The sequence below is a fragment of the Thermobifida fusca YX genome, from assembly GCF_000012405.1.
In the GTDB taxonomy this organism is placed as follows: Bacteria; Actinomycetota; Actinomycetes; order Streptosporangiales; family Streptosporangiaceae; genus Thermobifida; species Thermobifida fusca.
The window spans coordinates 876,914-902,359 of the sequence record NC_007333.1 but is presented as its reverse complement, the minus strand read 5'-3'; the positions used below and the strand labels follow the sequence as shown (position 1 = coordinate 902,359).

Genomic DNA, 25,446 nt, shown 5'->3' with positions numbered 1-25,446 from the left:
ACCGTCCGAGTTCCCTGCGTAAAGTGCGAGATCACGCCGTAGGACCGGCTCCGCGGCACCCTGCTACCGGAACCTCTCTTCTGACCTGCTGTTACTCGTCCACCACGGATTGTGGACCGCGGTTCCTCCGGCAGGCCGGGGCTGCGCCGCTGCTTGCGGTACCGACCATGGGGGTTAGTGGACGAGCTGGCGGCTCCGCCGCTCCTCCACCACCATCGCGTGCTTGACCAGGCTGATCAGTGTCTCCCGCACCGCTTCCCGCTTGCGGGCGTCCGTCGTCACGATCGGCACGTCGGGCGGGAGCGCGAGCGCCTCGCGCAGCTCGTCCTCCGGGTAGTGGTAGTACTCCTCCTCGGTTTCAAAGGAGTTCACCGCGATGATGAACGGTATGGGGTGCTGCTGTTCGAAGTACTCGATGGCAGGAAAGCAGTCCTCCAGCCGCCGGGTGTCCACGAGGATGACCGCACCCAGGGCGCCTCGCACCAGGTCATCCCACATGAACCAGAACCGCTGCTGGCCGGGGGTGCCGAACAGGTAGAGCACCAGGTCGGTGGGGAGGGAGATCCGGCCGAAGTCCATGGCCACCGTGGTGCTCCGCTTCTCCGGGGTCATGGACAGGTCGTCCACCCCGGCACTGGCATTCGTGATCGCCGCCTCGGTGCGCACGGGAGGGATTTCGGAAATCGAGCCGATGAACGTGGTCTTTCCGACGCCGAAGCCCCCGGCGACGATGATCTTCGTGGTGAGTTTCGGGGAATCGTTCACGGGTTCGTTACCTCGAGACACTGAGGGAGCGCGTGCGCGGCCCCGCTCCGGAAGGTCCGCTGGGGGTGGGAGCGGCCGACGGACATGATCATCACAGGTGAACCTAGCACCGTCTCGGGGTAGCCGCGGCGTTCTCCACCGATTCTGCAGGCGAAGGCGGAGCGGGCGCTCCGTGTAGCGTGCCGCGGTGCCCGCCTATCGCGGGGTATAGGGGTCTCAGCCGGACAAGTGAGCTGTTCCCTGGAAGGGCCCGGATGCGTATTCTCCGCGTCCGGGGCAGCGCCGGGCCGCCACCGGTCAGCTTCTAGCCCACATCCGTCCAGTTTGCAAGGGAAGAAAGTCCTTTGTTTCGGCACGGCGCAGTGCGCAACCGTCGCGGTTTTCGTCCTTTCTCCACGGCGGACTGGATCGGCAGCAACAGATCCGCCACCACCGTTCCAGGCACCTCCTCAAGAATTTATGCGAAGCGTTTTCTCCAGAGAAAACGCTGCCGTTTTTCTGTCGGGGACTGGCCACAAAGAAACCCCCGGAACGGCTGCTCCGGGGGCAGGAAGACAAGGGCGGTAACACCGTGGGTTTTGGAGAGAAACCTCACGAGGGGGGACAGTCACCGCCTCTCGTCATCTCCAAAACCAAGCTTAGGCTTTCTACCACCCGAGGTCAAGAAAATGCCAAAACTCTCGATCCTGCGGGGGATTTTTCCGAATTCTCCTTATCCATCACTGAATTCAGTCCGCACCCCGTATTTCTTCCTTCTTTCCTGCTCGCACCCGGCAGCTCCCGGTCCACGGCCACCGCTGCACCGGGCCACCTCCCCGCTGCCCGTGCAACCGACCGGACAGCAGCAGCGTGCCCGCCCGGCCGGGCCGGCGAGAGCCCAGGTGTGAGCCCTTCCCCGCTTCAGGGCCTACGATTAGGCCGTACCCGAACGGTCCCTGGCTAAGGAGCCAACCGCACCCATGTCCGAACAGCGCATCATCCGACCCACGCCCATCAGCGGATTCCCCGAGTGGACGCCCCGCATCCGGTCCGTGGAGCTGCGCTGGCTGGACCATATCCGCCGCGGTTTCGAACGGTACGGGTTCTCCTCGGTGGAGACCCCGTCGGTGGAGGTGCTCGACGTCCTGCTGTCCAAGGGCGAGACCTCCCAGGAGATCTACACGCTGCAGCGGCTCCAAGCGGACGCCGACGACAGCAGTGACGCACGGCTCGGCCTGCACTTCGACTTGACCGTGCCGTTCGCCCGGTATGTGGCCCAGCACTTCAACGACCTGGTCTTCCCGTTCAAGCGCTACCAGATCCAGCGGGTCTGGCGCGGTGAGCGCCCCCAGGAAGGCCGGTTCCGCGAGTTCACCCAGTGCGACATCGACGTCATCAACGTCGACCGCATCCCGCTGCACTTCGACGCCGAACTGCCGCGCATCGTGCACGAAGTCCTCACCGGCCTGGACATCCCTGCGTGGACCCTCAACATCAACAACCGCAAGGTGCTCCAGGGCTTCTACGAGGGCCTCGGCATCACCGACCCGCTCGCGGTGATCCGCGCGGTGGACAAGCTGCACAAGATCGGCGCTGACGCGGTCCGCGAGATCCTCATCGACCAGGCCGGCCTCAGCTCCGACCAGGCAGCGGCCTGCCTGGAGCTGGCGGAAATCCGCGGCTCCGACACCACGGTGGTCGACGCGGTCGCCAAACTGGGTGTCTCCCACCCCACGCTCACCGCCGGTCTGGACGAACTGGGCGAGGTGTTGGACGAACTGTCGGACCTGCCCTCCGGAAGCGTCGTCGCGGACCTGTCCATCGCGCGCGGCCTGGACTACTACACGGGAACCGTCTACGAGGCGACGTTCAACGACGATCCCGGCTACGGAAGCATCTGCGCGGGAGGCCGCTACGAGAACCTTGCCGGACAGTTCATCCGCCGCTCCCTGCCTGGCGTGGGGATCTCCATCGGGCTGACCCGGATCTTCGCCAAACTCGTGTCCGAAGGCCGCATCACCGGCGGCCGCTTCTGCCCCACCGATGTGCTCGTCGTCCTCCCCAGCGACGAGCGGCGCAGCGCCGCCTTGGCCGTCGCGGCGCAGCTGCGCGAACGCGGCTTCAACACCGAGGTCTACCACCAGGCAGCCAAAATCGGTAAGCAGATCCAATACGCCGTGAAGAAGGACATTCCCTTCGTGTGGTTCCCGCCCTTCGACGACGGTCGGCCCCATGAGGTCAAGAACCTGGCCACTGGGGAGCAGGTGGAAGCCGATCCCGCTTCCTGGAACGGATGAGCCTCCGAGGCGTGGGATTGCCCCGGCCAAGGCAGGCCTCGGTGCAATCCCACGCCGTGCGGGTGGCCGCGTCTCAGGCCGCGACCTCTCGTTTTCTCCCGGATCGCCGGATCTCTCACATATCCGTCGGGGGAAGGAGACGGAAGGGGGCGACACCACGGTTGCAGAGACAAGACCATGCCAGCGCCACGACAGCACCTGCCCGCTCCCCGCACCCCGTTCATCGGCCGAGAACGCGACGTCGCCGATCTGATCAGCCTGCTGCACACCGTGCGCATGGTGACGCTCACCGGCTCCGGCGGTATCGGCAAGACCCGCCTGGCGCTACGCGTCGCCGAACAGGAGCGCAGCCGGTTCGCCGACGGAATGCTCTTCGTCGACCTGAGTGCGGCCACCGCCGGCGACCACGTGCTGTACTCGATCGCCCAGGCTCTGGGCATCGAGACCGCTCGCGGCCAGTCACTCCACGAAGCCGTGCTGCTGGCCCTCCGCTCCTGTGAACTGCTGCTGGTCTTGGACACCTGCGACCGCATCGTGGCCCCGCTGGCTGACCTCTGCCGCAGCCTCCTGCGCACCTGCCCCCGGCTGCGGCTGCTCGCCACCAGCCGGGAGCCGCTGCGCATCCCCGGGGAGAACGTCTGGCGGGTTCCTCCGCTCGACCTTCCCCCCGCTCCCCCAAAAGCACCGGTCAGCGTCCCTTGGTCCCCCCCTTCCCCGGGACGGTTGAGCGTCCACGAAGCGATGCGCTCCCCAGCGGTCCGCTTGTTCGCCGCGCGTGCCCACCAGGCACGCCCGGGGTTCACCATCACCCCCGAAACCGTCGACACAGTCGTGCAGATCTGCCGCATCCTCGACGGGGTGCCCCTCGCTATCGAACTGGCCGCGGCCCGCGTCCAGGTGCTGTCAGTCGAACAGATCCTGCAACGCCTCGACGACCGTTTCACCCTGCTCAACAGCACGGACCAGCAGCTCCCGGAACGGCAGCGCACCATGCGGGCCGTGGTGGAGTGGAGCCACGCCCTGCTCACCGACGCGGAGAAAGCCCTGCTCCGCCGCCTGTCGATCTTCACGAACTGGTCGCTCGACATGGCGGAGGCCCTCTTTACCGCCGACTTCGGGGACAACCTGCTGCAACTGCACGCCTCGCTGCTGGACAAGTCGCTGATCGTGCTGGAAGACGAGGTAGAGGGCATCGCCTACTACCGCATCCTCGACAGCGTCCGCGTCTACGCCGCCGAGAAACTGCAGGCCGCGGGGGAAACCGAGCACTATCTGCGGCGCGCCCTCGAACAGGGGGTGCACTGGGCCGGGGAGTTCGCGTCCGCGATGGGCGAAGACCTGCCCTGGCAGGAGCGGCTGAAACTCCTGAACCGGGTGGAGCGCAACCTGGACAACATGCGCTCCTTCCTGCACCGGGCCGCCACTGGCGACCTCGTAGAGCCCGGACTGCAGGTCTGCGTCCTCCTGCGGTCCTACTGGCTCGCATTCGACCGGTGCGCGGAAGGCGCCGCCTTCCTGTCCGCCCTGCTGGCCGCGGCCCCCGACCAGCTGCCCACGCCGCTCCGGACCCGCGCCCTGGTCCTGTACGGCGAACTGACCTTGGACCTCGACGGCGACCAGATCGTCCACGAACGGCTCACCACCGGGCTCCGCTTGGCGGAGTCGCTCGGCGACGACACTGCCCGCGCCCACGCCCTGGCTGCCCTGGCGGTCCTCGCGCTCCGCCAGGAAGAGTTCTCGACGGGCATCGCCCACGCCACGGAATCCCTGGAGTTGGCGCGACGCCTCGGCGACCGGCTCCTCGAAGTCCACGTCATGGGGGTGCGGAGCCGCCTGGCTGAGGCGGCAGGCGATGTCGACGACGCCCAGCAGTGGCTGTCGCGGACCTTGGCGTTGAGCGAGCAGACCGGCTGCGGCTGGGCCCTGGCCTACTGCCACGAGTCGCTGAGCGCCCAGGCGCTCCGGGAAGGCGCCTCTCAGCAGGCTGAAGAGCACCTGCACCGTGCCCTCACCCTGTTCTCCGAGCTGGGATCGGCGCTGGGTGCTGCGCGGTGCCTCTCAGCGCTGGGCCGTCTCGCCGCGCAGCGCGGGCAGTCGCAGACCGCCTGGGAGCACTTGAGCGGGGCTGTCCGCCGCAGCAGGCTGTCGGGGCGGCGGCTGACTCTGGCCCGCGCAATGGAGGACCTGGCCTGGTTCGCGGCCTCAAAGAACATGACCGACCGGGTTGTGCTCCTCGGCGCGCAGGCGGAAATGCTGCGCCAGTGGGCCCACGCCCCTTCCCCAGGCAGTCAGCGGTTGCGCGAGCACGTTGCCCGACAGTGGGGGGACGCGTCCGCAGCCGCAGCCTGGACCCGGGCCCGCACCCTGCCCCTCGAAGAAGCGCTGGATGCCGCGCTCGCCGCCCCCCATTTCGGAGATGTGCGCACACTCACCCCGCGGGAGCGTCAGATCGCCCGACTCGCGGGTTCGGGACTGTCCAACCGGGAGATCGCAGCCCGGCTGGTGATCAGCCAGGCAACCGTGGCGCGGCATATCGCCAACATCTTCGCCAAACTGAACATCTCCAAACGCGCTGAATTGCCCGCTCGGCTTGCCGCACTCCGGAAAACTCAGACAGACGGACACCCGCAATCGGCGGACACTTCCCCGTGCCGGTCGTGATCTTCCACCCGTATTGTCAAAACAACCATTCCGAACAGTGAAAATATCTGTTTTGGTTGCACTGGGAGTCAATAACCACTAAGACAGAATGTGACGTTCGTTTCTTCCGTTTCAGTCTGTCATTCCCCCCACCCGTCCTCGACTGAGCATAATGTCGCGTTTCCCCACCGCCTGATCTCACCGGAGTCCATGGCAACGAATACGACGCAGGTGCAGCAGAACCTTCCCCTGGAACTCGACAGTTTCGTCGGCCGTGCCCGCGACCTCGATGCCATCCTCCGTCTGCTGGGGGTCCACCGGGTCGTCACCCTGTGCGGGATGGGAGGGATCGGAAAGACTCGGCTGGCTCTGCGGGCCGCGGCGCAGGCAGTGGACCGGTTCTCCGACGGCGTGTGGCTGTGCGAAATGTCCGAGACCACGACCCGCGAGGCGGTGGCGGCGCGGATTGCGTGCGTCCTCGGGGTGCGGAGCGACCACGAGTGCGCTCCCGACCAGGTCCTCGTCGACCTGCTGCGTTCCCGCCGCCTGCTGCTGGTGTTGGACAACTGCGAGCACGCGGTCCAGCACGTCGCTTCCGTGATCGAGCAGCTGCTGCCCCGCTGCCCGAACGTCTCTTTCCTGGTGACCAGCCGGGAACCGCTGCATATCGAAGGGGAGGCGCTGTGGCGGGTCCCGCCGTTGACCGTGCCTGACCCCGGCCACGGGGACCCGCTCGAAGCGGAATCCGTCCAGTTGTTCGTGGACCGGGCCCGCGCGCATGCCCACGATTTCACCGTGACACCCGAGCGGTTGGAGGCGATCGCGACGATCTGCCGCCGCCTCGACGGCATCCCCTTGGGGATCGAACTGGCTGCCGCCCGGGTGCGGCTGCTGTCGGTCGCGCAGATCGCCGAACGGCTCCGCGACCGGTTCACCATGCTGACGTACGGCGACCGGAATGCTCCGGTGCGCCAGCGGACGCTGCGTGCGGTCCTCGACTGGAGCTACGACATGCTGGACGAGCCGGAGCGGCGGCTGTTGCGCCGGCTGTCCGTGTTCTCCGACTGGGATCTGGACTTGGCTGAACGGGTCTGCGCGGATGAGAGCCTGCCCGCGCACTGCCTGTTGGACTTGATGGTCTCGCTGGTGGACCGTTCCTTAGTCACCGTGGTCGGGGAAGTCCAGGGCCGGATGCGGTACCGGATGCTGGACACGATCCGGCAGTACGCGTTAGCCCGGCTGGCGGAGAGCGGGGAGGAGACGCGGCTGCGGCTGCGCCACCGGGAGCAGGTCCTGGCGCTCGCTGAAGAGCTGGCGCACTATGCCGTCGCCGGGTACGGCGTCTCGTGGGAGCAGCGGTTCTCCGCGTTCCAGCGGGTGTGCGCGGAGCGCGACAATGTGCGGACCGCGCTCACCTGGTCGGCGGAGCGCGGGGACGTTGTTGAAGGGCTGCGGCTGTGTGTGGCGCTGCGCCCGTATTGGATGGTCAACGGTCTGCTCGCGGAGGGGGCCTATTGGACCGACCGTTTCTTGGCCATGGACTGCGCCGATGAGACGCTGCGCGGGCAGGCGATGGTGCGCCGGGCTGAACTGGCGTGGGACCGCGCTGACCCGTCTCACGCGGTCACGATCGGCGAGGAAGGGCTCCGGCTCTGCCAGCAGGCGGGGGACCACGGGTCGGTGGCGCTGGGGTTGAACATTCTGGCGATGAGCGATATCCGCGCGGGACGGTTTGACCGGGCTGAGCAGCGGCTTGCCGAGTCGGTCACGTTGACGCGCGCCACCGACGACCCGTGGAACGAGGGGATTGCCCGCAGCACCCAGGGGGCGTTGGCGGCCCGGCAGGGCCGGTGGGAGGAGGCCCGGGACCGCTACGAGGAGGCGCTGACCCTGCTGCGCACGATCGACCACTGGTGGGGGGTGGGGATCACGCTCATCGGCCGGGGCCGGGTCGCGGAAGCGAGCGGGGATCTCCGCGGGGCAGAGCGGTGCTTCCGGGAGGCTTTGGACATTCAGCGGATGATCGGCGGTCCCCCGGAGCTGGCCCGCTGCCTGGCCGGGGTGGGCCGGGTCTTGGCCAGTCAGGGCAAGGTCGCGGAAGCCTACCGCTGCCTGCAGGAGAGTCTGACGCTCTGCCACAACACCGGGCAGCGGCTGGGGACGGCCCGCGGACTGCTTGCGATCGCCAAGGTGGCGCTGGCCGAGGGGCGTGCGGACGAGGCCACCCGGTTGGCGGGGGCGGCGGATGCGCTCCGGGAGCGTTCTGGGCATCCCGCCCCGCGGAAGAAGTGGCCGCTGCAGGGCGGGACGTTCACGCTGCGGTGGGAGGAGGGCCGCCGCATGGACTCTGACGAGGCGGTCTGTGCCGCTGTGCAGGTGGCGGAAGCGGGGGCGGCGTCGGATGCTGCTCCGCTGCTCGACGCGGACGAGGCGGTGCTCACCCCGCGGGAGCGCGAGGTGGCCGAGCTGATTGGCCAGGGGATGAGCAACCGGTCGATTGCGGAACGGCTGTTCATCAGTCCGGCAACAGTGGCCCGGCACGTGGCCAATATCAACACGAAACTGGGGTTCACCTCCCGAAACCAGATCGCTGCGTGGATCAACCGTTGATGTCCGTTTTGTGAAGAGTGGCCTGCGGAGGGAGTGCGTTCTTTTGCGGCACGGCTGCAGCGGGTACGCTATGCCTTCACCGGTGGCCCCTTCTTTGAACTGCGGAAAAGCTGTCTACATACCCCCAAACCCGGAATCTACATATGCATATGCACGGGAAAATGCATGTGCAGACGATTTCTGTGGGGGTAGTCTTTCTTCCGTGCGGTTGTGACGCGCAGAGTACCGCGGTCGGCCCGCACGCCGTTGGGGCGCACCCGTCACGGTGTCCCCGGTCACCTCATCACGCCCTTGGGCACGCTACGGAGACCACGGCACGCGGTGGGAGGACGGCCGTGGCTCTACTGAGGGCGTCGACCGCCGCGGGTTGCTGTGAGGGGAAGCGACCCGCGGCATTGACCGCGGGACTCCCCGGGTTCGCCACGTGGAGGGGGCGTGGCGAACCCGGGGCGCGTCCACCGGGGAGGAGCACTGGGAAACCGGGGGAGGCACATGAGGGTCGAGCGACGGCCCTGCACCGGCAGCGAGTCCTCCGTGCACCCGTCGCGCGGAGGACTCCAGAACGGGTCGCTCATCCACGGCCTGCTGGACCGGTTGCGCTACTGCGTGGACTCCGGCATGGTCGCCGACCACAAGGGGATGCGGATGAGCGGCGCCGAGTTCGCCGGCGTGGTCTACCGCGCTGCCGCGGGGTTGCGCAGTCGCGGGCTCCACCCGGAAGATGTGGTTGCCGTACTCGCCCCGGTGTCCACCGCCCGGCTCGTCTCCGTCTGCACTGCCCTGGCGGTGGGGTGCGTGGCCCTCCCCTTGCAGCCGTCCTCAGACGTTGACATTCTCATCAAGGTGCTGGTCGACACGGATGCCCGGATGATCCTGGCCACGGGGGAACTCGCTCCCCTGGCGGTCAGGCTGGCGGACTGCTCCCGGGTGCGCCAGGTGGTCTCGTTCGGCGGCGCCCCGGAGACGACACCCTTCGCTGACCTGCTCCGCCCGGGTCCGCGGCACAGCAGCTCTGGGACCGTGCCCGGTCCGCACGGCAGCGGTCTCATGGACTACACGGTGCTTCCGGACGCTTCTCCTCGCACGGTCTGCCACTCCCCTTGGGAGCTGATCGCCCACTTCCTGCGTCTGAATACCGGGTTGCGTCTTTCTCGGGGGGATACCGTGGTGCTGGAGAACGGGATGACCGAGTGCGACCGGTACATCCTGGCTGCGGTCGCGCTGTGGAACGGCGCCTCGGTGCTTTCCTTGGCGGATGAGAACGCGACGGTCGCAGCTACGGCTCTCCGCGCTCACCAGGCCGTGGTCCGGGGAGTCCCGCTGCCGTCTCGCATGAGCCTCCGCCCCGCATGACACGGCCGGGGCCGCGTTGGGCTGGCCGCGGCCCCGGCCGTGTCCCCGCACTCATCGCAGGTCGATCTCGAACCAGGCGACATGGGTGGCCTCAGTCCAGTACTCGCCGCTGCGGGAGGAGCAGTTCTCGACGATGAGCTTGCCCCGCCCGTACTCGTTCTGGTCTTCCCGACTGATCACGTCGCTCACGTGGGGGTCTTTGCGGCCCTGGTCGGCGACTGCCACGCGCACGGTCCGGGAATCGACCCTGATGAACAGGGTCATCACTCCGCCGATCTGACCTGACCGGGAGTGCAGCAGGGCGTTCGTAGCCAGTTCACTGACCGCGAGCTCGGCGTCGTCCCGGACGTGCTCAGCGCATCCGGTGCGGCCGAGGAACTCGCGGACCCGGGATCGGATGGAGCGGACCGCGGTGAGGTTGCCGACGCAGCTCCACACCGTGTGGTCAGTGGTCGAACCGGTGTACTCCACGGGGTCGACCACGGGCGCACTGGAGGTATCAGCGGAAGCGAAGGTGCGCACCTCCTGTGAATCGGTCGTCCCCATGTCACTCCCATCGCTCTTCGGTGGGACCGCCAGGATCGCACGCCCGCGAAGCCGTCATGGCGGAACTCAATAACAGGACAGCACACCAACGGTTTTCCGGATACAGCAGCCCCGCAAAACACGGTCACGTGTCCCGCAGAGGTAGCACAAAGAATTCCACGTCAGGGGCATGGATATCCCTTTCGCGCGGCAACGTTCCGGCAACAGCGACCCCCTCCACAGATTCGATACCACCCCTTATTCAATAAGCGACTGAATCGTTATTCAATCCTTTCTCTACTCTGGAAAGAAAACGATAATCGTTTCCAATAGCATGGTGGACACGCACGGTGACCACCGATGGCCGGTACGCCACCATCTCAAGACCAGCAGAGGGAGTCCGCATGAAGATCGCATTCGTCGGCAAAGGCGGCAGCGGGAAAACCACCCTGTCCGCCCTCTTCTCCCGCTATCTCGCGCACTGCGGCGTCCCCGTGGTCGCGATCGACGCCGACATCAACCAACACCTCGGCACCGCGCTGGGCGCCTCACCCGCCGAGCTCAGCACGATCCCCCCGCTCGGCAGCCACCTCACCGACCTCAAAGAGATCCTCCGCGGCCGCAACCCGCGGATCGCCTCCGCGGAGCAGATGGTGAAAACCACCCCGCCCGGGCGGGGTTCCCGGCTCCTCGACCTCTCCGCAGACAACCCGGTGCACCAGCGCTTCGGCCGCGACATCGGCGGAGTGCTCCTCATGCTCACCGGACCGTTCAGCGAAGACGACCTGGGCGTCTCCTGCTACCACTCCAAAGTGGGCGCGGTCGAGATGTACCTCAACCACCTGGTGGACGGCCCCGGCGAGTACGTCGTCGTGGACATGACCGCCGGAGCGGACTCCTTCGCCTCAGGCCTGTTCACCCGCTTCGACGTCACCTTCCTCGTCGCTGAGCCCACGGTGCGCGGAGTCGGCGTCTACCGCCAGTACGTCGACTACGCCCGCGACTACGACGTGACCGTGCACGTCATCGGCAACAAAGTGCACGGACCGGACGACGTGGAGTTCCTCCGCGACCACGTCGGCGACGCCCTCACCGTCTGCCTCACCCACTCCGGCTTCGTGCGCGCCATGGAGAAAGGACGGTTCCTCGACCTCGCCGAACTGGAAGAGGACAACCTCAAAGCGCTCGCCCGCATGCGCGACCTCGTGGACGCGGCCGAACAGGACTGGGAGAAGTTCACCCGCCAGACCGTCGAGTTCCACCTGCGCAACGCTGAGAAATGGGCCAACGCCGCAACCGGGGTCGACCTGGCCGCCCAGGTGGACCCCGAGTTCACCATGGGGCCTGAGGCGCTGGCCGCGTCCCGGCAGTGGTGCTGATCAGCTCCCGTCAAGCGCCCTGTCCGCCGCCGTATACACCTGCGCCAACCGCTTGGCATCGAGCGGGACCGCGCCGTGGAGCGCGTCCGCGAACATCGGGTGCAGACCGGAGAAGACCTCCTCGCTGAACTGCGAATAGTAGGGGGTGACCGGCCGGAGCTGGGCGTCGTCGATCGCCAGTCGGATCGTGTCCAAGAGCTGGTTGGCCTGGTTGTGCCAGGCGTCCTCCCCTGTGATCTCGTAGGAGGCGCACAACTGCGCGGCCTGTTCCGGGGACAGCTTGTTCACGTAGATGTCCTGGCGGGTGGGGGCGTACCCGCCGCAGTAGAACAGAAGCTGCTGCTGTTCCTCCCCGGTGAGGAAGCGGATGAGGTCGAGCGCGGCTTCCTCGTGGGGGGTTTCCGCTGCCAGCGCGAGACTCTGCCCGCCTAGGACCGCTCCGGGCAGGGCCTCCACCGCGTACTCGGAGGCATGCCCGGAGTCGTTCTCCGTGGACGCGATGAGCAGTCGGCGGTACCAGATCGGCCAGTTGCGCATCGCCACCGTCTCCCCGCTGAGGAAGCGGACGTATGCCTCCTCTTCGTTGCTGTCCAACGCGGCAGGGTGGAAGGTGCCGTCCTCGAAACTGGCTGCGATGAGGTTGAGCGCCTGGTGTTCCGCCCCGTTGCGGTGGATGTCGGCGAGGCGCTGCTCACCGGGGACGATGAGCCTCCCCTGCTCCCCGGCGACGATCTCCATCGTGTTGACCATGAACCCCTCGTACTGGGCGAACTGCCCGATGTAGAGGTGGTCGACGTCGGTGCCTTCCGCGGCGTCCGCGAGCTCTGCGAGGATCTCGTGGAACGTGCGCCCCGCGGTCAGCGACCCCTGGCCGACCAGGTCCCGGCGGTAGTAGAGCATGCCCACGTCCGCGGTGAAGGGGACCGCGTAGGCCTCATCCTCGTAGGTCACCGACCGGATCAGCTTCTCCCGGAACGTCCCTTCCAGCAGGGCGGTGCCGTCCGCGTCAGGGAACCCGTTGGCCTCTGCCCAGCCAGGGCCGATCTCTTTGATCCACCCGGCCTCGGCGAACATGGCGATGAACTGGTTGTCAATGTTGATGATGTCGTACTCGGGGCTGCCGCTCTGGGCGTCGCGGACCATCTCCGCGTACTGCTCATCGGCGCTCCCCGGCAGTTCCACGAGGTAGGCGCGGTAGCCCTCCTTCTGGTGGGCTCTGTTCCACTCCTGGATGAGACTGAGGTAGAGGTTGTTGCCGCTGACGTCCCGGCCGGTCGCCAGGTAGATGATCCGGTCCTCCTCCACCTCGCATGCGGCCGCCGCCAGTACGGCCAGCGCTGCCGCCGCGGCCGCTATCCTCCGCACTTCCCGCACTACCTCCCGCCACGTGCTTCCTCGGCTACGCCGCGCGCACTCTCGTCCGCCCTGCCCTCGTCAGCGGCGCGGCATTCGACATTCGGGTGCTCGGTGAGCTGGGGCAGGAGTCCCACCTCGCACGCGTTCTGCTCCTCGGCCTGCTGGGCTCCCCCGCCGACCGCGATGATCCGCACGCGTACGTCGCTCTCGTCGAGCACCCGCTCCAGTTCCTCCTGGCCCAGCCCGGGGTCGTCCTGGATGCGCACCCCGTCGGTGATGACCACGAGGACCGCTTGGGGGGCCTGCTCTTTTTCCAGGGCGAGCACCCCGTCGCGGATCACTTCGCGCAGCGGGGTGGGCCGGTAGATGGGGGTGAGCCCTTCCACTGCGGAGATCAACCCTTGAGGGAGTTCGTCGCGGTGCACCATGTCCACGAGGGTGGCGGCGGTGGTCGCGGCTGCCCCGGTGTCGCCCGCCGGATAGGACCACAGTCCGAAGCGGTCCTGTTCCCGCAGGTCCCGGATGATCGTGGTCGCAGCGGTGCGGGCAGCGTCGAACTGCTGCGGGAGCGAAGCCATCGACGTGGAACGGTCGAAGGCGAGCAGCACGGTCGCGGGTTCGGCGGCTTTCTCGTGCGCGGTCTTCGCCCGGGTCGCCCAGGAGAACCATTCCACGGCGTCGAACTGGGCCGCCCACTGGGGGATTTCCCCTTCCCGCGAGACGCCGTGGCCGGCCGCCAGCTCGGCGGCCGCAGCACCCTGCCCGGTCACCGACCGGTATCCGGCGTAGACGCCGGAGCTGCGGTACGCCTCCTCGTCGTCGGCGAGGTCGAGGAGGAAGTCTTCGAACTTCCGGCGTTCCTTGGTGATGTCGTCGGGCTCTACCGTCTCCCAGTTCACCCGGATGAGCGGATGGTCGAGGAAGGGAAGGTCCGGACTGTAGCGGGGGACCAGGTCGGTTCTGATCCCCTCCGGGCAGTCAGGGGAGACGCTGTCGCTGGCGTGGTAGGCCCGGTACAGGGCCGCTTCACTGACCAGCGCGACCGTGTCGGACCCTGTGCCGAGGCGGCATAGAAGCGCCGCGCTGCTGTCCGCCCCCTCGTCCCCAACGAAACGGGCCTCGGCTTCTTCCACGTCGAGTATCCGGTCGTCTTCCACCAGCAGGCGGGTCTGGTGGGCGCCGTGCAGCCGTCCCACCGAGGTCCACCGCAGTCCGGGGCGCGCCCAGTTCACGTCCGGGTCGTCGTAGGGAATTCCCGGTTCCACGTCGTGGGGAAATGTCGTGGGAACCGCCCAGACCAGCGGGGTCAGCCGCGTGGCCCCCAGGTATTCGAGCCCTCCTGCCTCTTCGTTGTGGTCGAGTTCCGCGCTCTTGATGATCCGCTTATCAACCGGGTTCACTAAATCGAGGTATTCAACAGTGGATTCAGGAATCCAGTAATGGGGTTTGGCTCCTAAAGAGCGGTCGATGAGATAACTAGGCCCTGTTGATCCGGATCCGGGTTCCGCGGTGGTGGGAAGCTGCCAGTTGTTCTGCAAAGTCTTCTGGACGACTTCTGTCGTTCCCGCCGAGTAGACCACCACGTCTGCCGGTCGGCATCCGCCGTTTTCGTCACGGCGCATGATCTCGTATTTGTCGGCGGCGGCTCGCAGCACCGCTTCACTGTCTGTCGCGGTGGCGACGACGATCTGGGTGGGGATCGGGCACGCGGGCCGCAGTATCGGCCAGATCCAGGGGGCGAGGAAAGCGGCCGCGGCGATCCCGGCCAGCACGGTGAGGACGTATCCGGTGACGGGCGAGTCAGGCAGCGTTTTAGCGACGAGGCGGAGTCCTTCGTGCGGGCTGTCCCGCTGTGCGTGCGCGAGGAGCAAGATGAGGGACCCGGAGAAGAGGAGGAGCGAGCCGACCCAGAGGAGGTCTCCCAGCAGCGCGCCGAGGGTCTGCCCCAAGAACTCCTGCCACAGGGCGATGAAGAACGAGGAGAGAACTGTGGCGGCGACGAATATGAAAGATTTGGACTTTTTTGTCGTACCGCGCTGGTCGGTCTGGGTCATGTCAGGGCGGACTCCAAAGCCACAAAGGTGACTGGCCGGGACCGCCTACGCCACCTCCTTTAGGCACTCCAGGATATGCGTCGTCAATCACATTTTCCACCCTATGTGTGGTTGCTCCAATTGGTCAGACTTTACCCGTGACGTGGCCATACATAACCCTCTTCACCTTTCGCGACATTTTCCAACGTCGTCGCGACCCACCAAAACACTCGACCACGCTCTGTTTTCACGGAATTCCGATGCGTAATACAGAACCGCTATTCCGTCACCATGGGTCGTAATCATTCCGCTCATCAGATCGGAACGAATTCCGTGCAGCAGCCTGCCAGTGGAGCGCGGGCACGCCTCCACCCCGGTCTACGGAGATTCGCGGTGGCAGAAAGCCCCCCGGTCGAGGGGGCGGCGGCCGGCTAGAACAGGATCGACATGACTTCGCCGATCTCTTCAAAACCCACTTTGCGGTAGACGGCGCGGGCCGGAGCGTTGAAGTCGTTGACGTAGAGGGTGACGACAGGGGCGAATTCCGCGAGCGCATACCGCACCACGGCAGCCATCCCGGCCACCGCGTGGCCGCGGCCCCGCAGCTCCGGATGCACCCAGACCCCCTGTATTTGGCAGGCCCGCGGGGTGACCGCGCCGATCTCCGCTTTGAACACCACCCGGCCGTCCTCGATCCGGGCGAATGCGCGGCCCATCCGGATCAGTTCCTCCACCCGGGCCCGATACAGCAGGCCGCCGTCCCCGACATCCGGGGGCAGCCCGACTTCTTCGGTGAACATGGCGATACTGGCAGGCAGCAGGATGCCCAGCTCGTCGAGCCGGACCCGCCGCACGAGCGGGTCGGCGGGCACCGCAGGCTCCTGGGAGGTGGCCATCACCGGTTGCCGGGCCCGGATTGCCCGGGCAGGCCCCCAGTAGGGCCGCAGCCTGCGCCACAGGTCGGTCACGGCCGGGATCGGCCCCACGATCGACGAGCAGCGCCGCCCCTGCCAGCGAGCGCGGTTGGCGAAGTGTCGGATCGCTTCGGGACCCGCGTTGACGGGGATCAGGTTCGCACCCGCGTAGCACAGCGCGGTAATGGCTTCGTCTTCGATGTACCCCCACACTTCCGCGCCGAGCCGCGCAGGATCCAGGCCCGCGACGCGCAGCCGGGAGGCGACGAACACGTTCCCGACCGGATCCCGGTCAAGCAGCGCGCACACCTCGGGATAGTCCCGTTCCCCAAGCACCCGGATCGGCGAGGTCCGTAGCATCCGTATCACCTCACCTGCGCGTTTCCAGGGCGGGATCGGCTTCCGCCTCAGGGCAATCGTAGCCGCGGTACCGGTACGGGAAACGCACTGCTGCGCTCTTTTCTTACCGGTTTGACGGTTTGCCGACCATGATTTACCGCAAGATCACCTTTCTTGGGCGTATCGGAGGACTGTCCGGGCGTCTTCACTGTCCTTCTGTACAGGGGACGGTTCCGGCAAGGGCCGGGCCGCGCAGGTCAGGTCGGCGCCGTCAGCTCCGCCCTGCGCGGCGGGCAGGGTACCGTCGCGCAGATAGGCGGTGAGCGTGTCGTCGATGCACGGGTTGCCGCTGAGCGAAATACCGTGGTCCACTCCCCCGTCTTCGATGACGAACCGCCCGTGCGGGAACCGGGCCCGCATCGCATAGGCCCCGTCCACCGGGGTCGGCCCGTCCGCGGTGGCGTGCAGGAGCAGGGCGCTGTCCACCGCGGTGCCGTCCACGTCGAACCAGGGACGGGCCGGGGCGGACCAGAATCGACACGGCGCGTTGTACCAGACGTTGTTCCACGCGATGAAGGGTGCGTCGCGGTGGGTTTTCACCGCGTCCTCCCGCCACCTCCCCCAGTCGGCAGGCCACGGCGCATCCGTGCACTCGGTGGCCAGGTAGGCCCCGTACTCGGGGTGGCTGGCGGCGTCTTCCCCCAACCTCTCGTGGAGGTCCAGCAGCAGGGTGCTGTCGTCGTGGACGACCTGCGCGGACAGGGCTTGGGCGATCGGCGGCCAGGCCGCGCTGGTGTAGGCGACGTAGAGGACGAGGGTCTCCAGCTCGGTGGGGCCGAGGAGACCGGCGAGCGGCTGCCGGGCCAGTTCGTCCCGCAGCGCAAAGTAGCGGTCGGCGACCTGGTCCCCCGTGGTTCCCAGCCCGTAGGTGTCGTGGTGGCGGGCAGCCCAGGCGAAGAAGTGGCGGGCAGTGGCGTCCAGGGAGCGGCTCTGCGCCACGTTCCCCTCATACCAGGGCCGACCAGGGTGGACGATGCTGTCCAGCACGAGGCGGCGCACCCGCTCGGGGTAGCGGGTGGCATAGACCGCGCCCAGGTAGGTGCCGTACGAGTAGCCGAGGTAGTCGATCTGCGCCACGCCGAGCGCCCGCCGGAGAGCGTCCAGGTCGGTGGCGTGGTCCACGGTGGTCATGTGGTGCAGGAGGGGCCCTGAATGCTCCGCGCAGGCGCGCGCATAGGCGGCGGCCCGGTCCACGAGCTCTTGCTCGGCCTGCTCGTCCGCGGGAACCGTGTCGGGGCGCACCGGGGCGAAGTAGGCGGGATCGCAGACGACAGCGGGCCGGGACGCGCCTGTCCCCCGCGGGTCGAAGCCCACGACGTCGTAGGCGGCGCGCAGGTCGTCAGGGAGCCGCATAGCGACAATGCCCGCCCAGGCACGGCCGGGACTGCCTGGGCCTCCCGGGTTGACGACCAGCACCCCGCGCCGCTGCCCGCTCGCCGGCACCCGGGAGAGGGCGAGCACCACGGTCTCGCCAGCGGACGGGCCGCGCCCGTGGTCGAGGGGGACGCTGAGTTCCGCGCACTCCAGCAGGATCTCGTCGTCGGGGGGTTCCAGGTCGGCGCACTCAGACCAGTCCAGGATGTCGTCCGCTGCCGCGGGCACAGCCGTCCCGGAGGCGGCCAGCACGCCCGCCACCACAGCCCCGACCAGCTTCGCCACCACGTACCGCATTGATCCCGCCTCTGTGAGTGACAGCAGTTCCGGGGGCATTCTGCCGAGGCGGGGCCGCAGAGTCAGGAAACGACACTCCCCTCCCCGCGGGCAGGGCTGGGGTCTCCGGTGTTTCAGGACCGGTGTCCCACCAAAAAAAGGGGGGCCGGTCCGGCCCCCGCGCGAAGACTGTGCGGTCTAGCCCGCCACGTCCACGCTGGGCTGGCCCGAGGGCACGCCTTCGGCGCGCATCTCCTCAGCGATCCGCAGAGCCTCCTCGATCAGGGTTTCCACGATCTGCGACTCCGGCACCGTCTTGATGACCTTGCCCTTGACGAAGATCTGGCCCTTGCCGTTGCCGGAGGCCACGCCCAGGTCCGCTTCACGGGCCTCACCGGGGCCGTTGACCACGCATCCCATGACCGCCACGCGCAGCGGCACGTCCAGCCCTTCCAGGCCCGCGGTGACCCGGTTGGCGAGGGTGTAGACGTCGACTTGGGCCCGTCCGCAGCTCGGGCAGGAGACGATCTCCAGGCCGCGCTGCCGCAGCCCGAGCGACTCCAGGATCTGGATGCCGACCTTGACCTCTTCCGCGGGGGGAGCCGACAGGGAGACCCGGATCGTGTCGCCGATACCTTCGGCCAGCAGTGCACCGAAAGCCACCGCGGACTTGATCGTGCCTTGGAAGGCCGGGCCCGCTTCGGTGACCCCCAGGTGCAGCGGGTAGTCGCAGCGTTCGGCGAGCATCCGGTAGGCGCGGATCATGACGACCGGGTCGTGGTGCTTGACCGAGATCTTGATGTCGTGGAAGCCGTGCTCTTCGAACAGGGAGCACTCCCACAGGGCTGATTCCACGAGCGCTTCGGCCGTGGCCTTGCCGTACTTGGCGAGCAGCCGCTTGTCCAGCGACCCGGCGTTGACGCCGATCCGGATCGGGATCCCCGCTTCAGAGGCGGCCTTGGCGATCTCCCCGACCTTGTCGTCGAACTTCTTGATGTTGCCCGGGTTGACGCGTACCGCCGCGCAGCCCGCGTCGATCGCGGCGAACACGTACTTGGGCTGGAAGTGGATGTCGGCGATCACCGGGATCTGCGATTTCTTCGCGATGATCGGCAGCGCTTCAGCGTCGTCGGCGCTCGGCACCGCGACCCGCACGATCTGGCACCCCGCCGCGGTCAGCTCGGCGATCTGCTGCAGCGTGGCGTTGATGTCCGCGGTGACCGTGGTGGTCATCGACTGCACCGAGATAGGAGCGTCGCCGCCCACGGGGACGTTGCCGACCATGACCTGCCGCGTTTTGCGGCGCGGCGCCAGCGGCTGCGGAGGAGCAACGGGCATTCCGAGATCGACGGACACGCGATTTCACCTCGCTGGCCGCCGGGGTGGCCGACGGCATCGCTCGACTTACTTGGTTACCGGGGAACGTCGCCGCGGCGCAGACCTGCGTCGCGGCAGGGCACGGGGGATGGAGACCTCGCCGTGAGTCGATGTGTCACAAGGCTACCCGGATCGGGCACCGTTCCCTGCCATGGTCGGGCTGGGAACGCCTCGGACTTCGCCCAGGCATTCCCGCTGGTTCACCTGTGTGTTGCCGACGTATCACCGAAGGTACTCCCCGGGCTGCTAGTAGATCAGGCGGACCGGGTTGACGATGTCGGCGACCAGCAGCATCAGACTGAAGCCCACGAAGCAGGCGACCATGATGTAGGCCACGGGCATGAGCTGGGCCACATCGAAAGGTCCGGGGTCGGGGCGTTTGAAGATCCGGGCGGTCCAGCGGCGGACCGACTCCCACAGCGCGCCGACGATATGCCCGCCGTCCAGCGGCAGGATCGGCAGCATGTTGAAGGCGAAGAGGAACAGGTTGATCCCGGCCAGCAGGTTGATCAGCATCGCGACCCGGTCCAGGACGGGGGCGGGCATCGCGAGGATCTCGCCGCTGATGCGGGAGGCGCCGACCACGCCGACGGGGGAGTCGGGGGTGCGTTCCGCGCCGAGGAACGCCGCCGCGAACACGTCGGGGATCTTCGACGGCAGCGTGATGATCGCCTTGCCGACGGAGACCACGGTGTCACCGAAGAACGCAGCGGTCTCTGCGGCGCTGAGCGTCTGCCGCTGCTCTTGCGGCGCGAAACCGAGGAAGCCGGCGGTGACCGTCTCCGGGATCTGCCGTCCTTCCTCGTCGAGGATCGGATCGCCGTCGGCGTCCCGGCGGACGACCGTGTTGCCGTCCTCGTCCCGTTTCACCACCTGGTTTTCGATGAAGTCGGCGTGCAGGGTGATCTTCTCGCCGTCCCGGATCACGTCGACCGTGCCGGGACCGATGTGCGCGCGGATCGCGGACTGCACGGCCTCCCAGTCGGGGGTGGGCTGGCCGTTGACCGCGACGATCCGGTCGCCGACTTGCAGCCCGGCCGCGGCAGCGGGGGACGGGTCGGCGTCCTCCGGGCATTCGCTGGTCGCCGCGGTGGCGGGCACCACGCATTCGTGGACGGCGCCGACCACGGTGGTGGGCTGGTAGACGCCGATCCCCATGAGCAGGACCGCGAACAGGACCACGGCCAGGACGAGGTTCATGAACGGCCCGCCGAACATGACGATGAGCCGTTTCCACGGCGGCCGCTGGTAGAACTGCCGGTCTTCGTCGCCGGGTTCGACTTCCACGTAGGACGCTTCACGCGCGTCCTCGATCATGGCGCGCCACCGCGACATGGGCTTGTCGGGGTCGGCGGGCGCGGCGGGCGGGATCATCCCGACCATGCGCACGTATCCGCCGAGCGGGATCGCTTTGAGGCCGTACTCGGTGTCGCCGCGTTTGACCGACCACAGCGTTTTTCCGAAGCCGACCATGTACTGGGTGCAGCGGATACCGAACAGCTTGGCCGGTACCAGGTGTCCCAGCTCATGCCAGGCGATTGAGAACAGCAGGCCGAGGATCATGAGGACGATCCCCAGCACGGTCAGCAACGCCACCATGTACGTCTCCTCATCCCTGCCGGGAGATGAGCTCCTTGGCCCGTTGTCGGGCCCAGTCGTCGGCTTCGTAGACGTCTTCGAGCCGCGGCACAGTCCCTCGGCTCTCTCCCCGGTGTTCTGAGACTACCCGCGCCACGGTGTCCAGGATCGCCGGAAATGCCAGACGCCCGGCGAGGAAAGCGGCGACGGCCTCCTCGTTGGCGGCGTTGTACACGGCCGGCGCGGTCCCGCCCACAGATCCGACTTCGCAGGCCAGCCGCACGGCGGGGAACGCCTCGTGGTCGAGGGGTTCGAAGGTCCACTGGTGGGCCCGGGTCCAGTCGATGGCGGGAGCGGCTTCCGGGACCCGGTCCGGCCAGGCGATGCCGTAGGCGATGGGGATGCGCATGCTGGGCGGGCTCGCCTGGGCGATGGTGGAGCCGTCGACGTACTCCACCATCGAGTGGATGACCGACTGCGGGTGGACGACGACCTCGATCTGTTCGAAGGGGATGTCGAAGAGCAGGTGCGCTTCGATGACTTCCAGCCCTTTGTTGACCAGGGTCGCGGAGTTGATGGTGATGACCGGGCCCATGCGCCACGTGGGGTGGGCGAGCGCCTGCTCGGGGGTGACGTCGGCGAGCTCGGCGGAGGAGCGGCCGCGGAACGGTCCGCCGCTGGCGGTGATGACGAGGCGGCGCACGTGGTCGCGGCGGGCGGCGAGGTTGCCTTGCGCCAGGCTGGTGAGCTGGTCGGCGGGCAGGCGGGGGAAGCACTGGGCGATCGCGTAGTGCTCGGAGTCCACGGGCACGATCTGTCCGGGGACGGCGAGCTCCCGGACGAGCGGGCCGCCGATGATCAGCGATTCTTTGTTGGCAAGGGCGAGCAGCCGTCCGGCGCGCAGCGCAGCGAGGGTGGATTCCAGGCCGAGCGCCCCGGTGATGCCGTTGAGCACCACGTCGCAGTCCCAGGCGGCGAGCTCCGCGACTCCTTCGGGTCCGGCTAGGACTTTGGCGGCACTGCCCCGTGCGGAGAGCTTGTCGCGCAGTTCAGCGGCTTTGACGGCGTCGGCGACCGCGACGGCTTGGACGTCGAGGGCGCAGGCTTGGTCGGCGAGCAGGTCGAGGCGTCCGCCGCCAGCGGCGAGTCCGACTACGTCGAAGCGGTGGGGTTCTTGCCGGACCACCTCGATGGCTTGGGTGCCGATCGATCCGGTGGAGCCGAGGATGACGACTCTGCGTGGCATGCGGGCAGCCGGTGCGGGGGTCGGGTCGAACACCTCTTGGGGTGGAACAGCAGTGGTCACACCCCCATTGTGGCGTAGCGTCCGCTTCGTTTGTCCTGGATCGGCGGCTTCGAGGGCGCGGTACCGGTGAAGCCAGGAGACACGCAGCCCAGTGGCCTTCCCCACCAGGAAGAGTGAGTGCCTTCACAAGAAGGCCTTTACAAAAGACTTATCCCGGCTTTAACTTAACGACGAAGTAACTTACTTCACAGTAGCGGGGGCCTCCCCAAAGGCCCCCTACGGCCCACCCGGGATGCGACGGCAGGCGCGGCCGTCGGTATCTCCCGCTCATTCCGGAACGAGGTCTTATGAAACGACTGTCCGCAGTCATCAGCGTCACCCTTGCTGCGCTACTCAGCGCAGCAGTACTGTCACCCCCCGCTCACGCTACTGTCGGGTCCACCACCCAGAAAGTCCGCATCCCCGTCGACGACGGGACGGAACTCAGCGCACTCGTCATCACCCCGACCGGCACCGAAGGCCCCCACCCCCTCCTCGTCATGCCTTCGGCCTGGTCCACGAACAAACTGCTCTACGTGGGCGCGGCCTGGAAACTCGCCCGCGAATCCGGCTACCAGGTGATCAGCTACACCTCCCGCGGCTTCCACGAATCCGGGGGCCGGATCGAAGTCGCCGGACCACGGGACGTCGCCGACGCCCGCGCCATCATCGACTGGGCGCTCGCCAACACCGACGCCGACCCGGACCGTATCGGCATGGCCGGCATCTCCTACGGCGCAGGCATCAGCCTGCTCACCGCCGCCGAAGACGCGCGGATCAAAGCCGTCGGCGCCATGAGCGGCTGGGCTGACCTCACCGCCTCCATCTACCCCAACGAAACCTTCAGCACCCAGGCCGTCGAACTCCTGCTCTCCTCCGCCCACCTGACCGGGCGGCCCGGCACCACCCTCCAGGAGATGGAGCAGGGCTACCGCCGAGGCGACGTGCAGCCCGCCCTGGACGCCGCCCCCGTGCGCTCCCCCGCGACCAAAGTCGACGCCATCAACGCGCACGGCACCGCGGTCATGATCGCGCACGCCTGGAACGACGGCATCTTCCCGCCCGGCCAGATCATCGACTTCTACAGCGCGCTGACCACCCCCAAGCGGCTGATGCTGGCCCCAGGCGACCACGCCACCCAAGAGGCGTTCGGCGCGTTCGGCCTGCCCAACGAGACGTGGGAGTCGCTGAACCGCTGGTTCGACCACCACCTGCGCGGCATCGACAACGGCATCAACACCGAACCCCCCGTCCAGGTGAAGCCGAACAGCGGCAGCGGACCGTGGACCGGATACCCCGACTGGGAGTCGGTCTCCTCCGGGGAGCTCGTCTACCACCTGACCAAGCCCGCGGCCAGTTGGACCAACTGGCTCAGCACGGGCGGCCTCTCCCCCGACCCCGCCACCGGCTGGAACTACCAGATCCGCACCGCGCTGGGCACCACCGCCAACAGCGGAGCCCTCATGCTCAGCGGCGCAATCCAGCAGCTCGCCCAGATCCCCACCGGGGTGGCGCTGCCCCTGGTCAGCCGGGTCTACGCGGGGGTGTGGACCGGTCCGGCCCTCACCAACGTCACCGTCAGCGGCACCCCGCGCCTGCGGTTGACGGTCACCCCCAACCGGTCTGAGGCCAGCCTGTTCGTCTACCTGTACGCGGTGAACTCCTCGGGCACGGGAGCGCTCATCACGCACAAGCCCTACACCCTGCGCGGAGCCACCCCCGGCCAGGCGCAGACCGTGGAGATCGCCCTGGAACCCGTGGTATGGCGCGTCCCCTCCGGACACCGCCTCGCCCTCGTCATCGACGGCCAGGACCTGCGTTACGGCAGCGAGAACGGCGTGGGCAGCACCGTCACGGTGAGCTCCCCCGCCGGCGACCCGTCCTGGCTGCGCATTCCCACGGCCTAACGGCTGACCCCTGGACCACGGCCTCCCTCCGCGCCGGGGAGGCCGTGCCTTTTCCGCGGTTCGTCCCCGCACAGCCAGCAAAGATAACTAAAAGAAGTCACTTGAACACGGAGAGTGTGGCATGCTTCGGGGACATGAACCGGTCAATCATGTATGCGTTCCTCGCCTCACTCACGCTTGTCGCAGCCGGGATAGCCCCCGCCTCGGCTGTTGAACCCTCCCACCCGGTCCCCCTGGACCCGGCCCCAGAGGTGGTGCACCAGTCCGCGGCGACCACCCCCGAGCAGCAGCGCGCCGTCGCGGCCTACTGGACCCCCGACCGCATGGCTGCCGCCCTCCCCCTTCCCTCCGCCCTCGACGACCTGCCCGTCTCCCTGTCCCTCCTCGGCGGCCGCCGCGCCTCCGACACCGACACCGACACCGACACCGACACGACTAGCCTGTCCGACTCCTCGGTCCGCCGCTGGACCGGGGGAGGCCTGGTCGCCGCCACCACCGGACGGGTGTACCTCACCTTGGACGGCGTGGACTACACCTGCACTGCCTCGGTGATCAACGCGCAGAACCGCGACACTGTCCTCACCGCAGGGCACTGCCTGAAGAACAAGACCGGCTCGTGGGCGGAGAACTGGATCTTCGTCCCCGGTTACGCGGACGGTCGCGCCCCCTACGGCCGGTACACCGCCCGCGACATGCTCGTCTCCCCCAAGTGGTCCCGGCAAGGGGACGACAGCTACGACTTCGGTTTCGTCGTCCTCAACACCGACCTTCGGGGACGGCACGTCGCCGACCGCACCGGGGCCCAGAAAGTCTCCTTCAGCGGACGCATCGCCCCCTACGTGCACGCCTTCGGCTACCCGTCGTCCCCGCCCTATTCGGGACGCCACCTGTACTACTGCGCGGGCGCCACCCACGCCGACCGGCAGGGCACCCTAGGCTCTGGCATGGACTGCGCCATGACCCAAGGCTCCAGCGGCGGACCGTGGTTCGCCGACTTCGACACCACCACCGGAACCGGAACCATCACCTCGCTGACCAGCTTCAAGTACACCGACAACGCCGCTGTCCAATACGGTCCCCGGCTCGGCGACGAAGCCCGGCGCGTCTACGAGGCCGCGCAGATCCTGTAACCGGACCACCGGCACCCGAGTGCCGGCTGCACACACCGCCCGGCGGGCCCACCCGCAGGGTCCGCCGGGCACACAGGCATGCCGCAGACCGTGCGGCTGCCGCCCACTCGCAGCACAGCCCCGCACCCACCACCCGTAGAGACAAGGGAAGGGCCGAGCCGGACGAGTAACGTGGAGGCGGCGTCCAGCCCGGCCCCGGCCGCCCGGGCACGCGTCGGGCGGCACCACCCGCAGCCCCGGAGCCGGGACCGGAAGACCAGCTCCGAGGC

Annotated in this window: 16 protein-coding genes; 7 read left to right on the top strand and 9 right to left on the bottom strand. The window is 67.8% G+C overall.

From position 1 onward, the window contains the following. Window positions 1–174 precede the first annotated feature (174 nt). Window positions 175–765 carry a GTP-binding protein gene (locus tag TFU_RS03785; RefSeq protein WP_011291207.1) on the bottom strand — a complete coding sequence of 197 codons (591 nt, stop codon included), beginning with the start codon at window positions 763–765 and terminating at the stop codon, window positions 175–177. 959 nt (window positions 766–1,724) lie between these two features. Between TFU_RS03785 and hisS the strand changes: the two genes are divergently transcribed. The 4 genes from hisS to TFU_RS03765 all read left to right on the top strand — a co-directional run bounded on the left by hisS (window position 1,725) and on the right by TFU_RS03765 (window position 9,644). Further along, complete coding sequence (hisS, locus tag TFU_RS03780) at window positions 1,725–3,041, top strand: histidine--tRNA ligase (RefSeq protein WP_011291206.1); 1,317 nt, start codon at window positions 1,725–1,727, stop codon at window positions 3,039–3,041. 177 nt (window positions 3,042–3,218) lie between these two features. Further along, window positions 3,219–5,702 carry an ATP-binding protein gene (locus TFU_RS03775; RefSeq protein ID WP_011291205.1) on the top strand — a complete coding sequence of 828 codons (2,484 nt, stop codon included), beginning with the start codon at window positions 3,219–3,221 and terminating at the stop codon, window positions 5,700–5,702. A gap of 189 nt (window positions 5,703–5,891) precedes the next feature. Continuing rightward, on the top strand, window positions 5,892–8,291 hold the full coding sequence (locus TFU_RS03770) for a tetratricopeptide repeat protein (protein ID WP_011291204.1): 2,400 nt from the start codon (window positions 5,892–5,894) through the stop codon (window positions 8,289–8,291). Between the two features lie 492 nt (window positions 8,292–8,783). Next, window positions 8,784–9,644, top strand: coding sequence for an AMP-binding protein (locus TFU_RS03765; protein WP_011291203.1), 861 nt, complete (start codon window positions 8,784–8,786; stop codon window positions 9,642–9,644). A gap of 51 nt (window positions 9,645–9,695) precedes the next feature. Here TFU_RS03765 and TFU_RS03760 read toward each other — a convergent pair whose 3' ends face one another. Further along, the gene (locus TFU_RS03760; RefSeq protein ID WP_011291202.1) at window positions 9,696–10,190 is read right to left on the bottom strand and encodes an ATP-binding protein; all 495 of its coding nucleotides are present in this window, start codon (window positions 10,188–10,190) and stop codon (window positions 9,696–9,698) included. Between the two features lie 383 nt (window positions 10,191–10,573). Here TFU_RS03760 and TFU_RS03755 point away from each other — a divergent pair, with 383 nt between their 5' ends. After that, window positions 10,574–11,548, top strand: a complete 975-nt coding sequence (locus TFU_RS03755; protein ID WP_011291201.1) for an ATP-binding protein — start codon at window positions 10,574–10,576, stop codon at window positions 11,546–11,548. Here the strand turns inward: TFU_RS03755 and TFU_RS03750 are convergent, their stop codons facing one another. The 7 genes from TFU_RS03750 to dxr form a co-directional block, all read right to left on the bottom strand. Then, window positions 11,549–12,913, bottom strand: coding sequence for an extracellular solute-binding protein (locus TFU_RS03750; protein ID WP_011291200.1), 1,365 nt, complete (start codon window positions 12,911–12,913; stop codon window positions 11,549–11,551). Between the two features lie 8 nt (window positions 12,914–12,921). Beyond that, window positions 12,922–14,958, bottom strand: coding sequence for a vWA domain-containing protein (locus tag TFU_RS03745; protein WP_011291199.1), 2,037 nt, complete (start codon window positions 14,956–14,958; stop codon window positions 12,922–12,924). 410 nt (window positions 14,959–15,368) lie between these two features. Further along, a complete protein-coding gene (locus tag TFU_RS03740; protein WP_011291198.1) occupies window positions 15,369–16,211 on the bottom strand; it encodes a GNAT family N-acetyltransferase in 843 nt (280 codons plus the stop codon). Window positions 16,212–16,355: 144 nt separating this feature from the next. Then, entirely contained in the window at window positions 16,356–17,921 is a 1,566-nt protein-coding gene (locus tag TFU_RS03735; protein WP_011291197.1) for an alpha/beta fold hydrolase, read from the bottom strand. A 177-nt stretch (window positions 17,922–18,098) separates the two neighbouring features. Continuing rightward, window positions 18,099–19,256, bottom strand: coding sequence for a flavodoxin-dependent (E)-4-hydroxy-3-methylbut-2-enyl-diphosphate synthase (gene ispG / locus TFU_RS03730; protein WP_011291196.1), 1,158 nt, complete (start codon window positions 19,254–19,256; stop codon window positions 18,099–18,101). 267 nt (window positions 19,257–19,523) lie between these two features. Beyond that, a complete protein-coding gene (locus TFU_RS03725) occupies window positions 19,524–20,876 on the bottom strand; it encodes a M50 family metallopeptidase (protein ID WP_011291195.1) in 1,353 nt (450 codons plus the stop codon). Window positions 20,877–20,886: 10 nt separating this feature from the next. Continuing rightward, window positions 20,887–22,101 (bottom strand): 1-deoxy-D-xylulose-5-phosphate reductoisomerase, encoded by a 1,215-nt coding sequence (gene dxr, locus TFU_RS03720; RefSeq protein ID WP_011291194.1) that lies wholly within the window; start codon window positions 22,099–22,101, stop codon window positions 20,887–20,889. A 347-nt stretch (window positions 22,102–22,448) separates the two neighbouring features. On the opposite strand from dxr, the gene TFU_RS03715 reads away from it, so the two are divergent. Continuing rightward, window positions 22,449–24,047 carry a CocE/NonD family hydrolase gene (locus TFU_RS03715; RefSeq protein ID WP_011291193.1) on the top strand — a complete coding sequence of 533 codons (1,599 nt, stop codon included), beginning with the start codon at window positions 22,449–22,451 and terminating at the stop codon, window positions 24,045–24,047. A gap of 134 nt (window positions 24,048–24,181) precedes the next feature. Continuing rightward, on the top strand, window positions 24,182–25,177 hold the full coding sequence (locus tag TFU_RS03710) for a trypsin-like serine peptidase (RefSeq protein ID WP_041427714.1): 996 nt from the start codon (window positions 24,182–24,184) through the stop codon (window positions 25,175–25,177). Window positions 25,178–25,446 lie beyond the last annotated feature (269 nt).